The 17,069-nt window shown below is 37.7% G+C and carries 13 protein-coding genes; 8 read left to right on the top strand and 5 right to left on the bottom strand.

Going from position 1 to position 17,069, the window contains the following annotated elements:
• Positions 1 to 16: 16 nt before the first annotated feature.
• Positions 17 to 8,821, bottom strand: coding sequence for a right-handed parallel beta-helix repeat-containing protein (locus E7Z79_RS05675; protein WP_303739002.1), 8,805 nt, complete (start codon positions 8,819 to 8,821; stop codon positions 17 to 19).
• A 200-nt stretch (positions 8,822 to 9,021) separates the two neighbouring features.
• Here E7Z79_RS05675 and E7Z79_RS05670 point away from each other — a divergent pair, with 200 nt between their 5' ends.
• The 4 genes from E7Z79_RS05670 (at position 9,022) to E7Z79_RS05655 (ending at position 11,357) form a co-directional block, all read left to right on the top strand.
• Positions 9,022 to 9,966, top strand: coding sequence for a ketopantoate reductase family protein (locus E7Z79_RS05670; protein WP_303739001.1), 945 nt, complete (start codon positions 9,022 to 9,024; stop codon positions 9,964 to 9,966).
• 190 nt (positions 9,967 to 10,156) lie between these two features.
• A complete protein-coding gene (locus tag E7Z79_RS05665) occupies positions 10,157 to 10,645 on the top strand; it encodes a hypothetical protein (RefSeq protein WP_303739000.1) in 489 nt (162 codons plus the stop codon).
• A gap of 2 nt (positions 10,646 to 10,647) precedes the next feature.
• Positions 10,648 to 11,091 carry a hypothetical protein gene (locus E7Z79_RS05660; protein WP_303738999.1) on the top strand — a complete coding sequence of 148 codons (444 nt, stop codon included), beginning with the start codon at positions 10,648 to 10,650 and terminating at the stop codon, positions 11,089 to 11,091.
• Positions 11,091 to 11,357 (top strand): hypothetical protein, encoded by a 267-nt coding sequence (locus E7Z79_RS05655; RefSeq protein WP_303738998.1) that lies wholly within the window; start codon positions 11,091 to 11,093, stop codon positions 11,355 to 11,357. The genes E7Z79_RS05660 and E7Z79_RS05655 overlap by 1 nt, the downstream gene beginning before the upstream one ends.
• Here the strand turns inward: E7Z79_RS05655 and E7Z79_RS05650 are convergent.
• Together E7Z79_RS05650 and E7Z79_RS05645 are read right to left on the bottom strand one after the other, a co-directional pair.
• Positions 11,346 to 11,618, bottom strand: coding sequence for a hypothetical protein (locus E7Z79_RS05650; protein ID WP_303738997.1), 273 nt, complete (start codon positions 11,616 to 11,618; stop codon positions 11,346 to 11,348). The two genes, E7Z79_RS05655 and E7Z79_RS05650, sit on opposite strands and share 12 nt — an antisense overlap.
• 9 nt (positions 11,619 to 11,627) lie before the next feature.
• A complete protein-coding gene (locus E7Z79_RS05645) occupies positions 11,628 to 11,819 on the bottom strand; it encodes a hypothetical protein (RefSeq protein WP_292601247.1) in 192 nt (63 codons plus the stop codon).
• Positions 11,820 to 11,912: 93 nt separating this feature from the next.
• On the opposite strand from E7Z79_RS05645, the gene msrA reads away from it, so the two are divergent.
• Both msrA and E7Z79_RS05635 read left to right on the top strand, forming a co-directional pair.
• Entirely contained in the window at positions 11,913 to 12,806 is an 894-nt protein-coding gene (gene msrA, locus E7Z79_RS05640) for a peptide-methionine (S)-S-oxide reductase MsrA (protein ID WP_303738996.1), read from the top strand.
• A gap of 27 nt (positions 12,807 to 12,833) precedes the next feature.
• Complete coding sequence (locus tag E7Z79_RS05635) at positions 12,834 to 13,229, top strand: hypothetical protein (protein WP_303738995.1); 396 nt, start codon at positions 12,834 to 12,836, stop codon at positions 13,227 to 13,229.
• Here the strand turns inward: E7Z79_RS05635 and E7Z79_RS05630 are convergent.
• Positions 13,221 to 14,198: an Mrp/NBP35 family ATP-binding protein gene (locus E7Z79_RS05630; protein ID WP_303739013.1), complete on the bottom strand. Its 978-nt coding sequence runs from the start codon at positions 14,196 to 14,198 to the stop codon at positions 13,221 to 13,223. The two genes, E7Z79_RS05635 and E7Z79_RS05630, sit on opposite strands and share 9 nt — an antisense overlap.
• A gap of 26 nt (positions 14,199 to 14,224) precedes the next feature.
• On the bottom strand, positions 14,225 to 15,556 hold the full coding sequence (locus tag E7Z79_RS05625; protein WP_303738994.1) for an FAD-dependent oxidoreductase: 1,332 nt from the start codon (positions 15,554 to 15,556) through the stop codon (positions 14,225 to 14,227).
• A gap of 91 nt (positions 15,557 to 15,647) precedes the next feature.
• On the opposite strand from E7Z79_RS05625, the gene E7Z79_RS05620 reads away from it, so the two are divergent.
• Positions 15,648 to 16,277: a CatA-like O-acetyltransferase gene (locus E7Z79_RS05620; RefSeq protein ID WP_303738993.1), complete on the top strand. Its 630-nt coding sequence runs from the start codon at positions 15,648 to 15,650 to the stop codon at positions 16,275 to 16,277.
• A gap of 369 nt (positions 16,278 to 16,646) precedes the next feature.
• The coding region (locus E7Z79_RS05615; RefSeq protein WP_303738992.1) for a hypothetical protein at positions 16,647 to 17,069 on the top strand (423 nt) is incomplete at its 3' end.

The raw sequence follows: 17,069 nt of genomic DNA, 5'->3' as shown, positions 1-17,069 counted from the left end.
TAGAGATTTGAAATCCCTATTTCTTAACTTTTAATGTTTTTTTCACAGTATCCTTACCGTAGATAACTTGGTATTTGTATTTTTTACCTGCTTTGAGTTTTTTAAGTAAGTTCTTTTTGACTTTAAATGTAGCAACACCTTTCTTGTTGGTTTTTGCTTTGTATTTTTTGCCTTTGATTTTAAGAACTACTTTTTTACCTTTAATAGGTTTTTTAGCAGATGTTTTTAAAGTTACTTTAACTTTAAGTTTTTTAGCTGATTTTTTGACTTTCAAGTTTTTAGCCTTGATAACATTTTTGACAGTTACCTTATACTTTTGTGAAACCTTGTTGTATGTTACAGTTACGGTATAGGCTTTAGGTTTAACGGCTAAAGTGAATTTGGCATAACCGTTCTTATCTGTTTTTGCCTTCAATGTTTTTCCGGCTATCTTGAGAGTTACAACTTTACCAGCACCTACGGATTTTCCGTCTTGAGTTACGCGTACACTGTATGTGAAGCCATAGTCAACCTTAGCATTGTTCTTGCCTGTGATCTTAACAACAGGAGTTGTTGGAGTTATTGGAGTATCCTTGTCCTTAGCTGCAGTGTTTTCTGATGCAACAACAGTGGAATTCACGCTTGAAATACTTTCTTCAGCAGTTGTTCCATTTGCGGTCAATCCATTCTTTTTGATTGTTACATTTGTGTTGATTGCGGCTATGGTGGAGTTTCCAGTAGTTACAACATTGTTGTTTGTGATTTCGGCTTGGCCTTCACTGACAATGATGCCAGTTGTGTTTTCATTTACGCCGCTTTGAGGAGATACAATGTCACCGACATCCTTACCTGTTGCGTTAATGTCGTTTCCATCTATTACCGCATCGGTTTGATGGGTCACTACACCGTAAACGTGGTTTCCTACAGCCTCAATAGTGTTTCCGGAAATCAGCACTTTGTCCTCTTCTACGTATACTCCGTAGACTGTATCGGATTCACCTTTGATATTGTTGTTGGTGAGATTTACATCACCGCCCATTTGCCAATCATCCAGGTATACAGAATAGACAACCTCATTTGATTTGGCAGAAATGTTGTTGTTGTCTACGGAAGCTGTTGACTTGCCGCCAACTTGTAAACCTAATGCATAATGGTCATCTGAATTGGACTTGATGTCATTGCCTGAAATTGCAATGTTTTCACAATCATTGGTAACTAATCCATATGCATAGCTGTGACCATTCAATTCAATGCCGTTGTTGGTGACTCTTGAATTGTTGCTGTTTTCGAAGTGAACAGCATAAATTGTGTCTGCGTATCCTACTGCATTGTTATAATTGACTGTAATGTCGTTTTTGTCGAATGACACATTGTTACTTTTTTCAATGTGCACTCCTTGAGAATTATAGCCTACAATAGGATATCCAGAATAGTCGAGGTCAACGGATGAAATGTTTGCGTTCAATACGTTGTTTTCAACAACCAGGTTATCTGAATCGAATGCATTGATTGCAATTGTCTTGACTGTGCCGTCTGATTTGGCAAAGTAGTTGATGTTGTTGTTGATGATTTTCACATTCTTAGCAACATCCACATCAATTGCATAGCTTTGGACATTTTCCGGAGCGTTGTATGTAATGTTATTATTTGAAACAGTTACATTATTTCCGCCCACATAGATGGCTGCACCGTCAGTTTTATCAAAGTTTTTAGTTAACTCGATAGATACTCCATTTAACACGACATTATCTGCATCGAGTTTGAAAGCAGTGTCTTTAAATTGAGCGTTTCTTCCAGTAATCTTAATAGGTTTGCCTATGGTAATTACACCCATGTTTTCAAATGTGCCCTCGAAGTACAATTCATCGAACGGCAGATCTGACTTAAGGTTACCATTTTCATCAAAGAACAATGAGAATGTTTCAGGAGTCACAACATTGTTAACACCATTTACATTTAAAGTCGCTGTATCCTCTGCATAACTGAATTCACCGGTAGCATCACTGTAGTTGGCTTTAATGTCATATGTTCCAATGCCTTTAGCGATGATAATGTCTTGAGATGCCACACCTCCAATTACAGGAATTGTTGCAACTAGACTACCGTCAATGTAGAATTCAACAGTACCACCGGTTACATCAGCACCATCAGTTGTTTTAACTATAATGTTAACGTTGACAGTTTCACCTTGGAAAGCGGTAATGTTTTCAAGAGTTAAAACAGTTTCAGATGTTATGACAAATAGTGTTTCGCTCTGATTGTCGACGGTTGCTGAAATGATTTTCAAGTTAGCAGGTACGAGGTAATCATAGCTTAATTCACCGTTTTCAAGCACTCCATCGATAATTCCTGAGGTTGTCTTGATGCTTACAGGCCTTTCAACTTTGATTGGATTGGCTAATGTGCCATTTTCAGCGCCGTTGGTCCATGAATTAATGCTTACGGTTAATTTTACAGTATTGCCTTGGACAATTGGTGTGTCATTTTCAATGGTTAAAATAGCCCATCTGTTTAATGTTGGTTTGTAGTTGCTGTTTCCACCGACAAGATCAGATGGTTTGTCATTTGAACCCCACCAGTTATCATTAAGAGTGATGGCAGGACTGACTTGTTCTGTTTTATATCCATAAACTGCTAATCCATTCGCATCTTTATTATTAAGCAATACGGAGTTTGCTATGTTAATTGTAGTGGCTCTTGCATATACTGCTCCACCGTTTGTTCCGGCAGTGTTATCCTCAAACAAGGTATTTGAAATGGTTAAAGTACCTTGTCTTTCGTAATTTGAAGTGCCTGTCATGTAAATAGCTCCACCACCAGTGCTTTCCTGTCCGTTAGCATGGTTTGCAATGAATTCAGAGTCTTTTATAGTTAAAGTTGCGGTTGAATGAGAAATGAATATTGCACCACCGCTGGAAGTAGATTCAGCCTTATTGTTTCTGAATGATGTGTTTGTAACACTGAGTGCTGCTATTTGTTGTGTGAATATGGCTCCTCCACCGAAATTGTCATTGCCTGTTGCTGTGTTGTTTTCGATTAATGAATTTTCAATTACAATGCTTACGCCTTTGGCAAGAGCGTCATTGGCAAAGATTGCTCCACCCTCTTTAGCGGTGTTGTTTGCAATTGTGGAATTGATAATGGTCAAGTGACCGACATTGTAAATTGCTCCTCCGTTGTTTTCACCAGCTGAAGAATTAGCTAATGTACAGTTAATGATTGTCAAGTAGTTGGAGTTTCCAAGTAAAGCTCCACTTCCTTCAATTCCATATCCATTAACCATTGTCAAGTCTTTAAGGACGACTTTAGCGTCTTCACCTACGTAAAGGATTCTATTGTTGTTATCAGCGTCGATTATGACTTTGCCTTCACCTGTAATGTTCAAATCATTGGAGATGATTCCTAAATAACCTGTTTTATAGGTTCCTTCTAAAAGGACGATTTGACCATTTTCAGCAATTTCAACAGCATGTGCAAGGGTAGCCACCGGAGTTTCCCTTTCACCATTGTTACTGTCGTCACCGCTTGGAGATACATAGATCACTTCAGGTGCAACTTCAAATGGGAAGGTTACTTCAGCATTTGCCACTTTGACTGTTATTCCGCTGTCTGTCTTATCAAGAGTGTATTGTACGCTAGCTTGAGCATTTTTTACAGGAACAGCTTCATTCAAGTTGCCGCTAGTGGATGTGAATGTTACATCAAATCCGTCAGGAATGCTTCCGGCATAATCTGCAATTTCACCGCTTGTTGAATTGGTCTTGTCGAATGTGGCGGTGATTGTAAGTACTCCTTGGTCATCTTCAGTGTATGAAGCATTCATTATAACCCATCTTGCAACATTGGCATTGGTGTTTGCTTTTGCGTTGTCGCCCCAGAAGTTGTCGTTAGCTGTTACTGTTGATCCTACTTTATTCAAAGCAAAATTGGTATCGTCAGATTTAGCTAAAATGACAGAATTGCTGATTGTGAATGTTGCTCCATCAGCATAAATGCCTGCATCTGCATCTCCATCATTGTCTATGAATATGGAATCAGTTACAGTTACAATACTGTTACCAGTTGAATATATTGCGCCTCCATTTCCACCAACACCACTAGCACTTTTTATTGCTGTGTTGTTAATGAATGTTGATTTTTCAACATTGACGTCAACATTACCTGAAGCAAATATTGCTCCTCCTGTTCCGACATTTGCAACATTGTTCTCAAATGTACAATTGATTACTTCAAGACTGCCGGTTGTTGCAGAAGTTGATCTAGTTGCCCAGATAGCTCCACCTTGTTTATCCTTATTATTTCTGAATTGGGTATTTTCAACAGTAGTTTCTGCAGAAGTTGAATAAATAATACCATAACAGTTAGTTATTGAAGTACAATCGTTGTCATAGAATTCGGAATTGTTAATGATTAATTTAGTTCCTTGTTGTGAAGCAACAACACCTCTAGCTCCCTTATTTTGATAGAACTTGGAATTGTTAATAACCATTGTGCCTTTAAGGTTGTTAACAGGACCTGCTGAACTTCCACCGGTAGTAACACATGAATAGAAAGTACAACCGTTTATTGTTGTATTACCATTGTCCTTGATAACAGAGCCTGTGTTTAATTTAGCATTGGTAAATACAATGTTTGTCAGGTTAAGGTTTGCACTGTTTTCCAGAATGCCCAATTGGTTACCGTTGATGGTTACAGTTCCCATACCAGTGATATCCAAATCCTTGTCGACAATTAAAGTTTCAGTAATTGTGTAATCGCCGTTCATGATGACAATTTTACCCCTTTCGGCAATTTCAATAGCGTGTTTAAGGGTTGCTACCGGAGCGTCCCTGGAACCGTCGTTATTGTCATCACCGGACATGGACACATAAATTACTTCTAGAACAACAGGAACTTTAACGCTGATAGGAGTTACATTGACCGCATTTGAAGATGTAATGGTTACGCTGTCTTCTCCACCTTCCACTGCAGTGTAGACGAATTTGGCAACATTGTTTGCAGTGATTGCTTCTTGTGCGTCCATTTGTCCATAAAGTGCGCTAGCGCTCACATCAATTTCCGGAATGCTTTGAGCCAATTCCTGACCGCTGTTGGTATGAGTGAAGTCAACTGTGAATTCGACTTTATCGCCAACGTTAATTTCATCAGTTAAATTGTTGGAAACTGTCATAACTACCCAATTAGATGAATCCACATCAGCACATGGAGTGTCATCACCCCAGTCATTTTCATAGTATCCTGCACCATTCAATGAACTAGGATCATCATTAGTTCCCCACCAATTGTATTGGGCATTAACAACATTATCCTCACCATCATTGTAAATTACATATCTAGTGCCGTTGCTTAATAAAACGCAGTAATTTACGGAAAGTTTGTTTCCATTATAAATCGCATCGCCATAATATTCATTACCGGTTACAGCATTGTCAATGAACACTGATTTTGTAACAGTGGCTTCCCCACGGAATCCAATATAAATAGCTCCACCATCTTTTAAAGCCTTATTATTGATGAAAATGGAATCAACTACATTTAATTGTGAACTTGCACGAATTGCTCCACCATATGCAACGGTGTTGGTGTTGTCAATGAAGTCACAACCTTTTACGTCTATTTTTGTGTCGGATGACCCGATTAATACACCTTGTCTTGCAGTGTTATTGATGAATCTGGAATCTTCCACAACAAAATTGCCTCTGCCTGAGGAGATATATACAATACCATAATCAGAACTTGAACCGGTTACTGTATTGTTTTCAAATGTAGAATTAATTATGGTTATATCATAGTTTCCTGTGCTTTTTATTATATCTCCACATGTATTGTTTACAAATTTGGATTTGTTAATTGTTAATTTACCGTTGTTTGTAATGAGGTTTCCGGATGTTGGATTATTTATCATTGAAATATTTTCCAATATCAATTCTTTTGCATAACTGTAAATTATGCTTCCGTAATATGCATCTCCACCAGTCAATATTAAGTTATTTAATGATAACATATTGACGTTTGCAGCGCTTGCAACATTGAATAGTCTGCCTTGTCCTTCACCATCGATTACAACATTACCGACACCGGTAACGGTTAAATCTTTAGTAACTTCATAGTTAGTGCCTGTATAAGTACCAGGATTGATGATTATCTCACCTGATCCTCCATTGACGGATGCTAATTGAATAGCTTTAGCAATACTTGAAACAGGGTATAGCTCACTTCCGTTATTATTGTCATTACCGTCAGCTGACACATAAATGATGCCGTAATAAGGTTCGACACCTTTTGCAAGCAAGATGTCAACAGTTGCATCTCCGCAGGCTGCTTGAATAAGAGCAGTATTATCAGAGGATGTGAAAATTACCTCTTGTGTTCTGCCTTTTTTAACTTCAACTGTATCCTGTGAGAAGGTACCGTTTTGGGAAGTTAATTTAACAGAGTATGAATCAATAGGAATTTCCCCACCGGTCAATTCTTGAATTTCACCGGAAGTGGTGTTTACATGATTGAAATCAATGGTTAATTTGACTTGCTCTCCTGAAAGCACTTCACTAACATTCGCTTCAACGTTCATAATCACCCATGAGTCAACGGTAATATTTATGCCTGTTACAGCTGTGCTTGGGTCGTTTGTTCCCCACCAGTTGTTGTTTGCAATTACGACACCCTGTCCGTAAACCGCATCATAGCCTGCAGCGGTACGGGTTTCAATTGAAAGTTCATTGATTATTGAGGAGTATGAAATTTCAATCAAGTTCTGATCGGCATAAATTGCAGGTAAAACTTGTCCGTTTCCATTGTTATTTTCAATGACTGAATTGGTAATAGTTAATTTAGTAACAGCACCAGTAACCGGTGTTGAAGAAATGGCAACACCTTTTGCTCCAGCGGTGTTATTGACAATTATACAGTTATATATAGTTGCGGTTGCATTATAAAGATAAATTGCACCAGGCGCATTTACCGCAGTGTTGTTAATAAATGAAGAGTCAACAATATTTACGTTTGCAGCCCTTAAATATAATGCAGCACCATTATTCGCCTTATTATTCTCAAAAGTTGATCCACTAATGTCGACAGTTAATCCATCTCTTTGAGATGAAGTTGCAATGGTAATTGCACCCCAAGATCCACTATCGATATTATAGAATTTTGAATCCTTAATGGTTAATTTGCCTTTTACAGTTGCAGCGTAAATCGCTCCACCTCTGCTGGTGGAATTGATATCTGCAAATGTACAGTTATTTACCAAAATATTGATATTTACATTGGAACCTGCATTAATGGCACCACCATATTTTGGTTTATTGTTTGTAAATACTATGTTGGTGAAGTTTGCAGAACCTCCATTCATTACAAAAATGCTGGTTGTACTTGCCTGTCCATCGATGACAACATTTCCGTCACCAACAATGGAAATCGGCACGGTATTATTGAGTTGAATGCCGCTTTCAGCATAAACTCCTTCTTTAATAACTAAAAATCCGGAACCTACATTTGCAAGTTCGACACCTTTTGCGATAGTTAAAACAGGACTGTCCTCTGAACCGTTATTATCATCACTACCATCCTTTGCTACAAAAATAGTGTCGGCAGGATATTTAGGTTCAGGACCGTCATTTAATCCAGGAATTATCACATCAATTGCTTCACCATTGTTCAATTTGTAAACACCATTGTCTTCAACAATCCAAGTGGATGCAGTGATGCCTTCAGGTAATGAATTTGAGCCCCAGTAATTAGCATCTAAAGTGTATATGTCATTATTTGGATTGGCGAATGCAGTTTGGAAAGAATTGTCTTGAATATTGTTGTAATGCAAATCGAAAGATGCACTAGCACTGTTTGCTGATAGGATATTGTTCGGATTTGTATTATTTTTAATCATGCTTGATTCTATGGTAACGGATTTGCCTCCACTTACAAAGACCAACCCGGCAATAGCCAAGTCCCTATATACATAATTATTAATAATTTTAGAATTTCTTATTTCCAGATTTCCTTTAGCGGTAATTAATCCATTTGAATTTCTAAGATTACAGTTACTAATGGTCACATTATCCAATATAACTGTTCCAGCAGTTTTTTCACTGTAGATTACACCAAATATATAATCAGTATTTGAACTATCTATTTCAGAACCGTCAATTACACTATTCTTTAAAATATAATTTGTAGTACCACTTCCACCAAAATCAATTGCGCTGGAATATGACCTAGATGAAGATTTTGTGCCTAAAAATTTACATTGATCAACAACAACGCTTCCACTAGTATATATACGTAATGCTCCATATCTGGCGGCGCAATTGTCGAAAACACAATTGGTTATAGAAATATTTCCATCACCACCAATGTAAAATGGAGTTCTAGCACCAGTCATTGATATGTCTTTAAAAACCAGATTATTGAAGACCAATGAAGAATAACCGGAACTTGTTGTATAAAACAAATCATTGTCTCCGGATTTAATTATTACTCCATCGGAACTTTCACCCATGAATGATAACTGTTTTGTACCAATATCAATTTTAGCAGTTTCTGTATACTCACCGTTCTTAATAAAAATTGTTTCCCCACCAGTGGCAGCGCCAGCAGCAGCAGAAATAGTCGTATAATCTCCACCACCATTACAGTCAACAGTAATGGTGTCACCTTGAGCACCTAACTCATCTTCACTATCAGAGATACTCAATGTTTCATTGACATCATCATCAATTACTCCTCCTGTATCCGTTGCAGTAAAGTTTTCGTTAAGTGGTTCGGTTGCACTTGCAGTACTGACAACGCACATCATTATCAGTACCAGAAGCGCGCAAATAAAAATCTTTTTATTCATTTTCATTCAACACACCTATAACATTATTATAAAGTCAATTTTTATAAAAATAATTTCAACTTTACATTAATATATATTGAAAAATAAACTATATAAATTTTAAAATATATTTGAATATAATTAAAATATGATTAAATTTAATTTGATTTTTTCTAAATTAAAGATGAATAATACATATATAAAACAAAAAATCCAAAATTAAATACATGAAGATTTTAGTTATAGGTGCTGGCGGTGTCGGGATTGGACTTGCGACCTCAGTCGCATCACAGGGTGCAGATGTCTCAATCTATGCGCGTGGCGAAACAGCAAAAGCAATAAAGGAAAACGGAATCAAAAGGACTGGACTGTTCACACACTATGAGGTTAAGGACGTTCCGGTCTATGAAAACTATGAAGACCTCCCAAAAAACAGTTTCGACTACATTTTCATAGCCTCAAAAACAACCGCAAATGAGGACATTGCAAAGAATCTGAATGACAACAGGGACATCCTTAAGGACAGCACCAAAATAATCATCTTCCAGAACGGATTCGGCAATGACGAGTTTTACCTTGAATATTTCACAAAAAAGCAGGTCTTCTCAGCACGGGTAATCACAGGTTTTACAAGGCCCGAAAGACATGTCAGTGAAGTTACAGTCTACACCGAACCTATACTGCTCGGATCCCTTCAAAAAGAAGATCCGAAAGATTTGCAGGAAATAGCCAACTTGATAACAGAATCAGGAATAAACTGTGAAATTACCTATGAAGTCGACAAATACCTGTGGGCCAAAATGCTTTACAACTGCACATTAAATCCTTTGGGCGCAATACTGGACGTCACCTACGGCCAGCTGACCGAAAACCCATACACACTGGAGATAATGAACAGCATCATCGATGAGATCTTTGATGTCATCAACGCATCCCCATATGAAACCCTATGGCAAAGTCCGGAGGAATACAGGGACCTTTTCTACTCAAAGCTGGTTCCGGACACCTATAACCACTACTCATCAACACACCAGGACATTCAAAGGAAGATACCTACAGAGATTGACTCACTGAACGGGAAAGTAATCCAACTAGGTGAGGCCAATAACATCAACGTAAACACAAATAAACTTATATATAATCTCATAAAAGCTATTGAGATTACCTTTTAGAAACTAAAAGTTTATATATGTGGAAAAGCAAAATAGTATTGTTCATATTGTTATGTACTATTTTTTTATAATATGAACAATGGTGATGGTTGAAATGAGCATTCGTTTGTATTCCTTTAGTGGTGTTTAGGAAGAGAATGTTCATTTGTTTTAAAAAACTTATTTTTATTGAATTATTTTTTGTGATATTATGAGCGAACTTAAAGAATTAATGGAAAAATTTATTGAACTTGATGAAGATTTAGAAGAAAAAATAGAAGCGTATCTCGAAACCGCTGATGAAATCGACGAGAAATTCGACAAAGAAAATGAAGAACAGATTGATGAGATGGGTGAAATCTATCACGAAATCGAACACAAAGTTTTCAATGAAGAATTCATAATTGTCTTCAACCAATCAGGTGAGGAAAAAGAGGTTGTCGCTTTAATAATCAGTGATGAAGATGAAGAAAGCGAAGAATTTGTAATACCTGTTTTCACTGACGAAGAAGAGGCAAACACTGCCATTGCGGAATTCAAAGAACAGTTCGGAGATATCGACTTTGAATGTGAGAAAAAAGTCGGCAGTGAAATCGTTGCTGACCACTCCGATGATGAAGATTTCATTGGCCTTGCTGTCAATGCACCTCAATGGGACTTTGTAATAGCTAGTGAAGATGTCCACGATTGCTGTGAATAAATATGAAAATTGAAGATTACCAGGACTATCAGGAAAAGAATGTCAAGGCTTCCAAAAGCCAGCTGAAGGAGTATATCCAGATTTATGCGGATATGGTCAAAAAGCTCAAAAGCGAAGATGCAATGGAGCTCGAGCCAGTAAAAAGGAATATCAAAGACACATATCCTACTGAAATCTACTTTACGCTCATCGATGAGGCCGGAAGATATGTCAAGCTGACCATTACCGATGCCAGCAAAGAGTATATCATTCCGATCTTTACCGACATGAGGGAATATGCTGTGGGAAGCGCAAAGATATCCACATTATTTTTGGACAAGCTTGACTTGAAGGTGATTTCTCCCGATGACATTGCCGAATTGGCTGAAAGCGATGAGGATTTCCAGGGTTTTGTAGTCAATCCTCACTCACAGAACTTCAACTTTGATAGGAACGGTGATTTCTGATGTATATATGTCCGACAATCGGCGAGGACCATGAAAAGGACTTTTTAGTTACTGGATCCTTGGACGACTTTAAAATCATTGTCTTTTCCGATTTGGATGAATACGAAAAGGGTTTTGAATATCTGGAATTGGTTGATTATCAACCCACTGAAGTGTCAGATGAACTGTTTAGTGAACTTGCAAAAAATGATGATGCATTCAGCGGCCTGATTTTGGATATTCATTCTAAAAATAAGATAATAACAAAAGAAGAATTACTCATCTAATTCTTCTTCCTCATTTTCATCAACATTTGACTGTTGATAATACTTGTATCTGTAAGACATCTTAAAACCAGAGATGACTTCTCTTTTTGGCCTTCTTTTACGTTTTATGTTAGGGCCATTCATTTCCTTGAATTTCTCCTGATGAGGCTTGACCAGGTTCTTGTTTTCCCGCTTGTACTGGGAAATCCTGTGCCTTGAGTGTGGCGCCCTGTACATTCTTTTTCTAAGCAGCCGTCTGCTGGTCGTTACACGTCTTATCACTTAAATCACTTATCTTCTGTTTAAGTTTTTAGTGGCGGATTTATCGAGAGTAGCTTGGATCTCATCGATTCTTTCAACTACAACTTTAATGGCTTGTTCACCTTGACGGGTAGGGTTGATACCTTGTTCAACAAGCAGTGCATCCCTTATATCTCTTAATCTGTCAATTGAATCAATTTTCATTATTGTACTGTAAAACATAGTTTTCCTCCAATATAATATTTATTATAAATTTTATTATTAAAATAGATTTTTGTCGAAAAAAACATATGACTTGAACTGATATTATTAATTATGTTTGAAAAACAGCAAGTAATCTATCTGGCCGGAGGGTGCTTTTGGGGTGTTGAGGCATTCATTTCCAGACTGAAGGGCGTCAACAATACCGAAGTGGGCTATGCCAACGGACGTGATCTGGCACCGACCTATGAGAAGGTGTGCACAGGCAGAACCGGACATGCCGAAACTGTCAAGGCAACATATAACCCTAAAATCATTCCGTTGGAGGAGATTCTGGAGAGCTTCTTTAAAATCATTGACCCCTATTCTCTGAATCGCCAGGGCGCAGACATCGGAACTCAATACCGGACAGGCATCTATTGGCAGGAGGATTCACAAAGGGAAACCGTCATCAACTTTTTAAGGCAAAAGCAGAAACTCGCCCCTGAAAGGATTGTTGTCGAGGCCCGTCCGATCAGCAGTTTCTATCCTGCCGAGGATTATCATCAGAAGTATCTTGAAAGGAATCCGCAGGGATATTGTCATGTCGATTTAAATTTGATAGATGATGAAGGATTTGACCACTTGTCAAAGGAAGAGTATGAAATAACACAGCTTTCTATGACAGAACGCCCTTATAGTGGAAAATATGACAACTTTTTTGAAGATGGTGTGTATGTAGATGTTGTAGATGGTGAAGTTCTCTTCTCTTCACAGGACAAGTTCGACTCAGGATGCGGATGGCCTGCATTTTCAAAGCCGATTTCGGAAGATGTGATTAAAAGGCACAGGGATTTCTCACACGGAACAACACGCATAGAGGTTAGAAGCGCAAAGTCAAACTCACACCTGGGACACCTCTTTCATGACGGACCTGGTGGATCTCCGCGTTATTGCATAAACTCAGCGGCTTTGAGATTCATACCAAAAGATGAATTGGATGACTACCTTAAAGACAAATGCCCTTAAATATTTAAAAAAATATAATATAAGACAATGAAAATTGAAGAAATAAATCATCCGGAACTTAAGAACAACATTAACCTGGCATATATGCAGGGTGAAAACGGAAATCAGGAAGCCGTCATGAAAATAGAAGATGATATGAAGGAATACCTTAAGGATAATGTCTTCATAATATCAATTGAGGACGCCGAGCCTGTTAAAATACCTTACGGCAATGACGGCGATTATATAGTTCCCATCTTTACAGACAAAAGGGAATATGATATGGGCATGCAATATTTCTCATTGAATGAGATGGCCGAAAACAAGGATTATATCATCGAAAAAACAGATTACTTTAAAAAATTAAAAGAAGATCCTAATTTCTTAGGATTTCTGGTAAATATAAGCAGTGTAAGCTATATAATCAACACTAGCTTACTCTAAAAACTCTTTTTTTATATCTTCAACTATTTCAACAAACCTTTTTGACACTTCATCATCAGGGTCAAGCACTGAAATGGTTGCATCTTTAGTAGGAGATTCAGCAACGCTTTCCTTGATAGGCAAGTCTCCCAGATATGTGATTTCCATTTCATCAGCGAATGTCTTACCGTTTCCTTCACCGAAAATGTGGAGTTTTTCATCACAGTGAGGGCAGATATAGTATGCCATGTTCTCGATAAGGCCGATATTTTTGATGTTCATCAGTTCGACCATCTTTACACACTTGAGAACGTCTTCCTGTGATACGACATTCGGTGTGGTAACCATCAATACCAAATCGGTTTCAGGAATTGACTGAAGCACTGTCAAAGGTTCGTCACCAGTGCCCGGCGGGTTGTCGATGACCAAAAAGTCAAGCTGGCCCCAGTGTGCGTCACTGATCAATTGCTTGATTGCACCGGTTTTTTGAGGTCCTCTCCAGATGATTGGCCTGTCAAGACTGTCAATCAAAAATGCCATTGACATTACCTTCAAGCCGCTTTCGGTTTCAACAGGGAAAATTGAATGCTGGTATTCCTTTTTCTTCTCTTCAATGAATTCGCGTTGTTCCTCTTCAGGCAGACTTGTGTCAAGGTCTTTTTCGACAAGCTCCTTGAAGACATTGAACTGATATTGGTTGAACTGCTCTTCAAGCATTTCGATACCGAGCATCTTAGGAACGTTTGGACCGTGAATATCAGCATCAAGGATACCTGTCTTGTATCCCATCGCCTGCAATGTCTCAGCGATGTTGGCTGCAACGGTGGATTTTCCTACTCCTCCTTTTCCACTCATTACAACAATCTTATGTTTGATTTGGCTTAAGTTCTTAGCCAATCTGATTTCCTGTTGCATCATTTGCATTTGTTGTTCCGGAGTCATCTGACCCCCATGACCGTGATGGCCATGTCCGTGACCATGTTCTGGCATAATTATCATCTCCAAAATAATTTTATTTAACTGAATTTTTTACTGACTTCCTCAACAGCGAGGATTAATGGGTCTGTAACCATTGATACAGGCGGCGCATATGCAAATTCCATATTACTTAAATCAAAGCAGGTCAATCCTTCTGTAATGGCCAATGTCATTGTATCGATTCTTTCAGCCACCCTTTCTTCCGCTATGATTTGACAGCCTATAATGGTTCCGTTTCCATCACAAATAACTTTGATATCCATCGGTTTTGCATTCGGATAGTAGCGTGCTCTTGTAAGTGCCTGCACTTTCTGCACAACAGGCCTGATACGGTTTTGCTGTGCAAAGCTTGTGGTATAGCCTACAGCACCGAATTCCAATTTACCTACTTTTGAAACCATGGAGTTCAATACAGGATTGAATTTGGATTTCTTGCCGCAGATTGTACGTGCCAAGGTTTTTGATTCGCGAACCGCAGTGGTTCCCAATTGTGAAATTGTATTTGAACCTAAAATAAGGTCTTTTGACTCGACACAGTCCCCGACTGCATAAACGTCTTCAACTGAAGTTTCCATTCTGTCATTTACAAGTATAGCCCATCTTCCGATTTCACATCCTGCCATTCTTGCAAGGTCCAATTCGGCCCTAACCCCGGTTGCCATGATTACCATATCGGCATCATATAACTCCTCATCACCGAAGCATGCCTTTTCAACCTTGCCGTCACCGATCAGTTTGGTAATCGGTTTTCCTAAAACCACTTGAATTCCTTCCATTTCCAGGTATTTGACCAGAATGTCGGACATGTCCTTGTCAAGGGATCTTGGTACGATTTGAGGTAACATTTCACTTAGAATAACATTCAATCCTTTTTTCTTTAAGGCAAATGCTATTTCAATACCTATCAAACCTGCACCAGTGACAATAGCACTTTTAGCGGTTTCCATGGCTTTTTGAACCTTAATACCATCATCTATATTTCTGATTCTGAATACACCGTCCAATTCAACCCCCTGCATTGGAGGCACAAATGGATTTCCTCCGGTTGCCAATACCAATTTATCGTATTTTAAAACTGTATCCTTGCCGTTCTTTTCGTATGTTACTGTTTTTTTATCTGAATCGACTGCAGTCACTTCGACTTCAGTGATTACTTCAATGTTTTTTTGCTTATAGTCTTCCGGAGTTCTCATGACAATGTCATCAAATGATTCTATTGTACCTGACAATACGTAAGGAATGGCGCATGGGGAGTATGCTACCGTATTGTCTCTTGTGAGAACGGTTATTTCTATGTCTTTGTCGAGTTTACGAATATTTGAAGCTGTTGATATTCCTCCAGCTCCTCCACCTACAATTACTACTTTCATTATAACAAAACCACGCTATGATTTATAACACTTATATTTATTATCAAAAACATATAAAAAACTAACTATTAATAAGATTTTAGGTTAAAAAATGAAAGAAATTGAATTTAATTTAGATGAAAATCCCTTTATAAATTTTTTATCAGCACGCTACGCAATGTCTGCAAGAGTCAATGTTGAAAAGATGTGGAAATGGTGCCATGAAAACGACAAGTCCTTTTTCATAATGAGCATGGGCTGCCTTATGAATGCCGTTAATTCCGTTCCTGAACTGAAAAGGAGAATAATAGATGGAAAAGCTATTGAATATGACTATCTTGAGGGATTATCCCCCATTATGGATGAAGGAAATAAGATCTATAAGGAAATGAGAGTTAAGACACCACAGGAATTTGACGATATCCTAACCTGGCATGACTATGTCAGGGAACTGTCTTCAGACATATTGTCCGGCAAGAAAGAGGGATTTTTCATTGAAATGGAAAAGAGAGATCTGACAAACGTCGCAAACTTCTCCTGCATTCCATGGGTCGATTTTGACATGATAACAAACTGTGTTGTTGACGGAAATGCAATTCAACCTCTGATAACATGGGGAAAAGTCAACAGTGACTTTGAAATGAGCGTTTCAATAACAGTATCCCACATCTTTGTCAACGGCCGTGAACTGGCTAAGTTCTATGAAAACGCACAAAAAGAGTTCAATAATACGATAGATTAGACGATTATAATATAAAATACGATTCCAATTTTAACTTTATTGTGCAAGAATTCTCCGGCTTCTTTAAGCCGGGATGAATTGCACATTTAGTGGGCTATATTTTTTTTATGTGGATGGAGTGATTCGATTACTTTTCAAATGCTCTCGGATAAATGCTATATTATAAGTAGGTTATAATAATCTAATATAGAAAGATGGGGGAAAACTTCAATAGGTTAATTTTTTTCCTTTCTTTTTTTAAGCAGGGTTTCATAATAATATTCTAAAAAAAAACAATCCTTTTAGTGATTATATTTTTTTAGTCATTAAGTGATGATGTTTTAGGATTTTTTTATAATTTTAATAAAATGTGAAAAAAAGATGTTGAATATGTGCGATAAAACTTTTATTTTAACTGATAAGGTTGAATTTGTTCCTAATGAAGAGATGGAAAAGGAATTATGGTTTAATATTAATGCCAGTGCTTTTGTGTACAATAAAACATTGGAATATAGTATTTACCGTGAAAATCTAGTTAAAGAATTCGCAATAGGCAAAAAATTTAAAGTAAACCGCACATACACACAAAAAATAGTTAAAACATTAAAAAAACATTATCCTTTTCTAAAAGATGCTGATTCTACCTGCCTTCAAGCATCCACTGATAGACTAATAAAAGCCTATGAAGGATATTACGACCACAGGACCGGCACTCCAAGATTTAAAAAACGTAAAAAAAATCCAGTAACTTCAATTACCCTGCGAAACAACTTCTATGATACCCAAGAAGGTAATGTAGGGGCCATTAGGTGG

It is taken from the genome of Methanobrevibacter thaueri, assembly GCF_015062905.1.
GTDB classification, from domain to species: Archaea; Methanobacteriota; Methanobacteria; order Methanobacteriales; family Methanobacteriaceae; genus Methanocatella; species Methanocatella thaueri_A.
This window is presented reverse-complemented; position numbering and strand designations above follow the sequence as displayed.

Bases quoted from the DNA above. Each gene is read 5' to 3' on its own strand.
- E7Z79_RS05620 (WP_303738993.1), top strand. From the start codon at position 15,648: ATGAAAGAAATTGAATTTAATTTAGATGAAAATCCCTTTATAAATTTT.
- E7Z79_RS05645 (WP_292601247.1), bottom strand. From the start codon at position 11,819: ATGTTTTACAGTACAATAATGAAAATTGATTCAATTGACAGATTAAGA.
- E7Z79_RS05675 (WP_303739002.1), bottom strand. From the start codon at position 8,821: ATGAAAATGAATAAAAAGATTTTTATTTGCGCGCTTCTGGTACTGATA.
- E7Z79_RS05670 (WP_303739001.1), top strand. From the start codon at position 9,022: ATGAAGATTTTAGTTATAGGTGCTGGCGGTGTCGGGATTGGACTTGCG.
- E7Z79_RS05625 (WP_303738994.1), bottom strand. From the start codon at position 15,556: ATGAAAGTAGTAATTGTAGGTGGAGGAGCTGGAGGAATATCAACAGCT.
- E7Z79_RS05655 (WP_303738998.1), top strand. From the start codon at position 11,091: ATGTATATATGTCCGACAATCGGCGAGGACCATGAAAAGGACTTTTTA.
- E7Z79_RS05635 (WP_303738995.1), top strand. From the start codon at position 12,834: ATGAAAATTGAAGAAATAAATCATCCGGAACTTAAGAACAACATTAAC.
- msrA (WP_303738996.1), top strand. From the start codon at position 11,913: ATGTTTGAAAAACAGCAAGTAATCTATCTGGCCGGAGGGTGCTTTTGG.
- E7Z79_RS05660 (WP_303738999.1), top strand. From the start codon at position 10,648: ATGAAAATTGAAGATTACCAGGACTATCAGGAAAAGAATGTCAAGGCT.
- E7Z79_RS05665 (WP_303739000.1), top strand. From the start codon at position 10,157: ATGAGCGAACTTAAAGAATTAATGGAAAAATTTATTGAACTTGATGAA.
- E7Z79_RS05630 (WP_303739013.1), bottom strand. From the start codon at position 14,198: ATGCCAGAACATGGTCACGGACATGGCCATCACGGTCATGGGGGTCAG.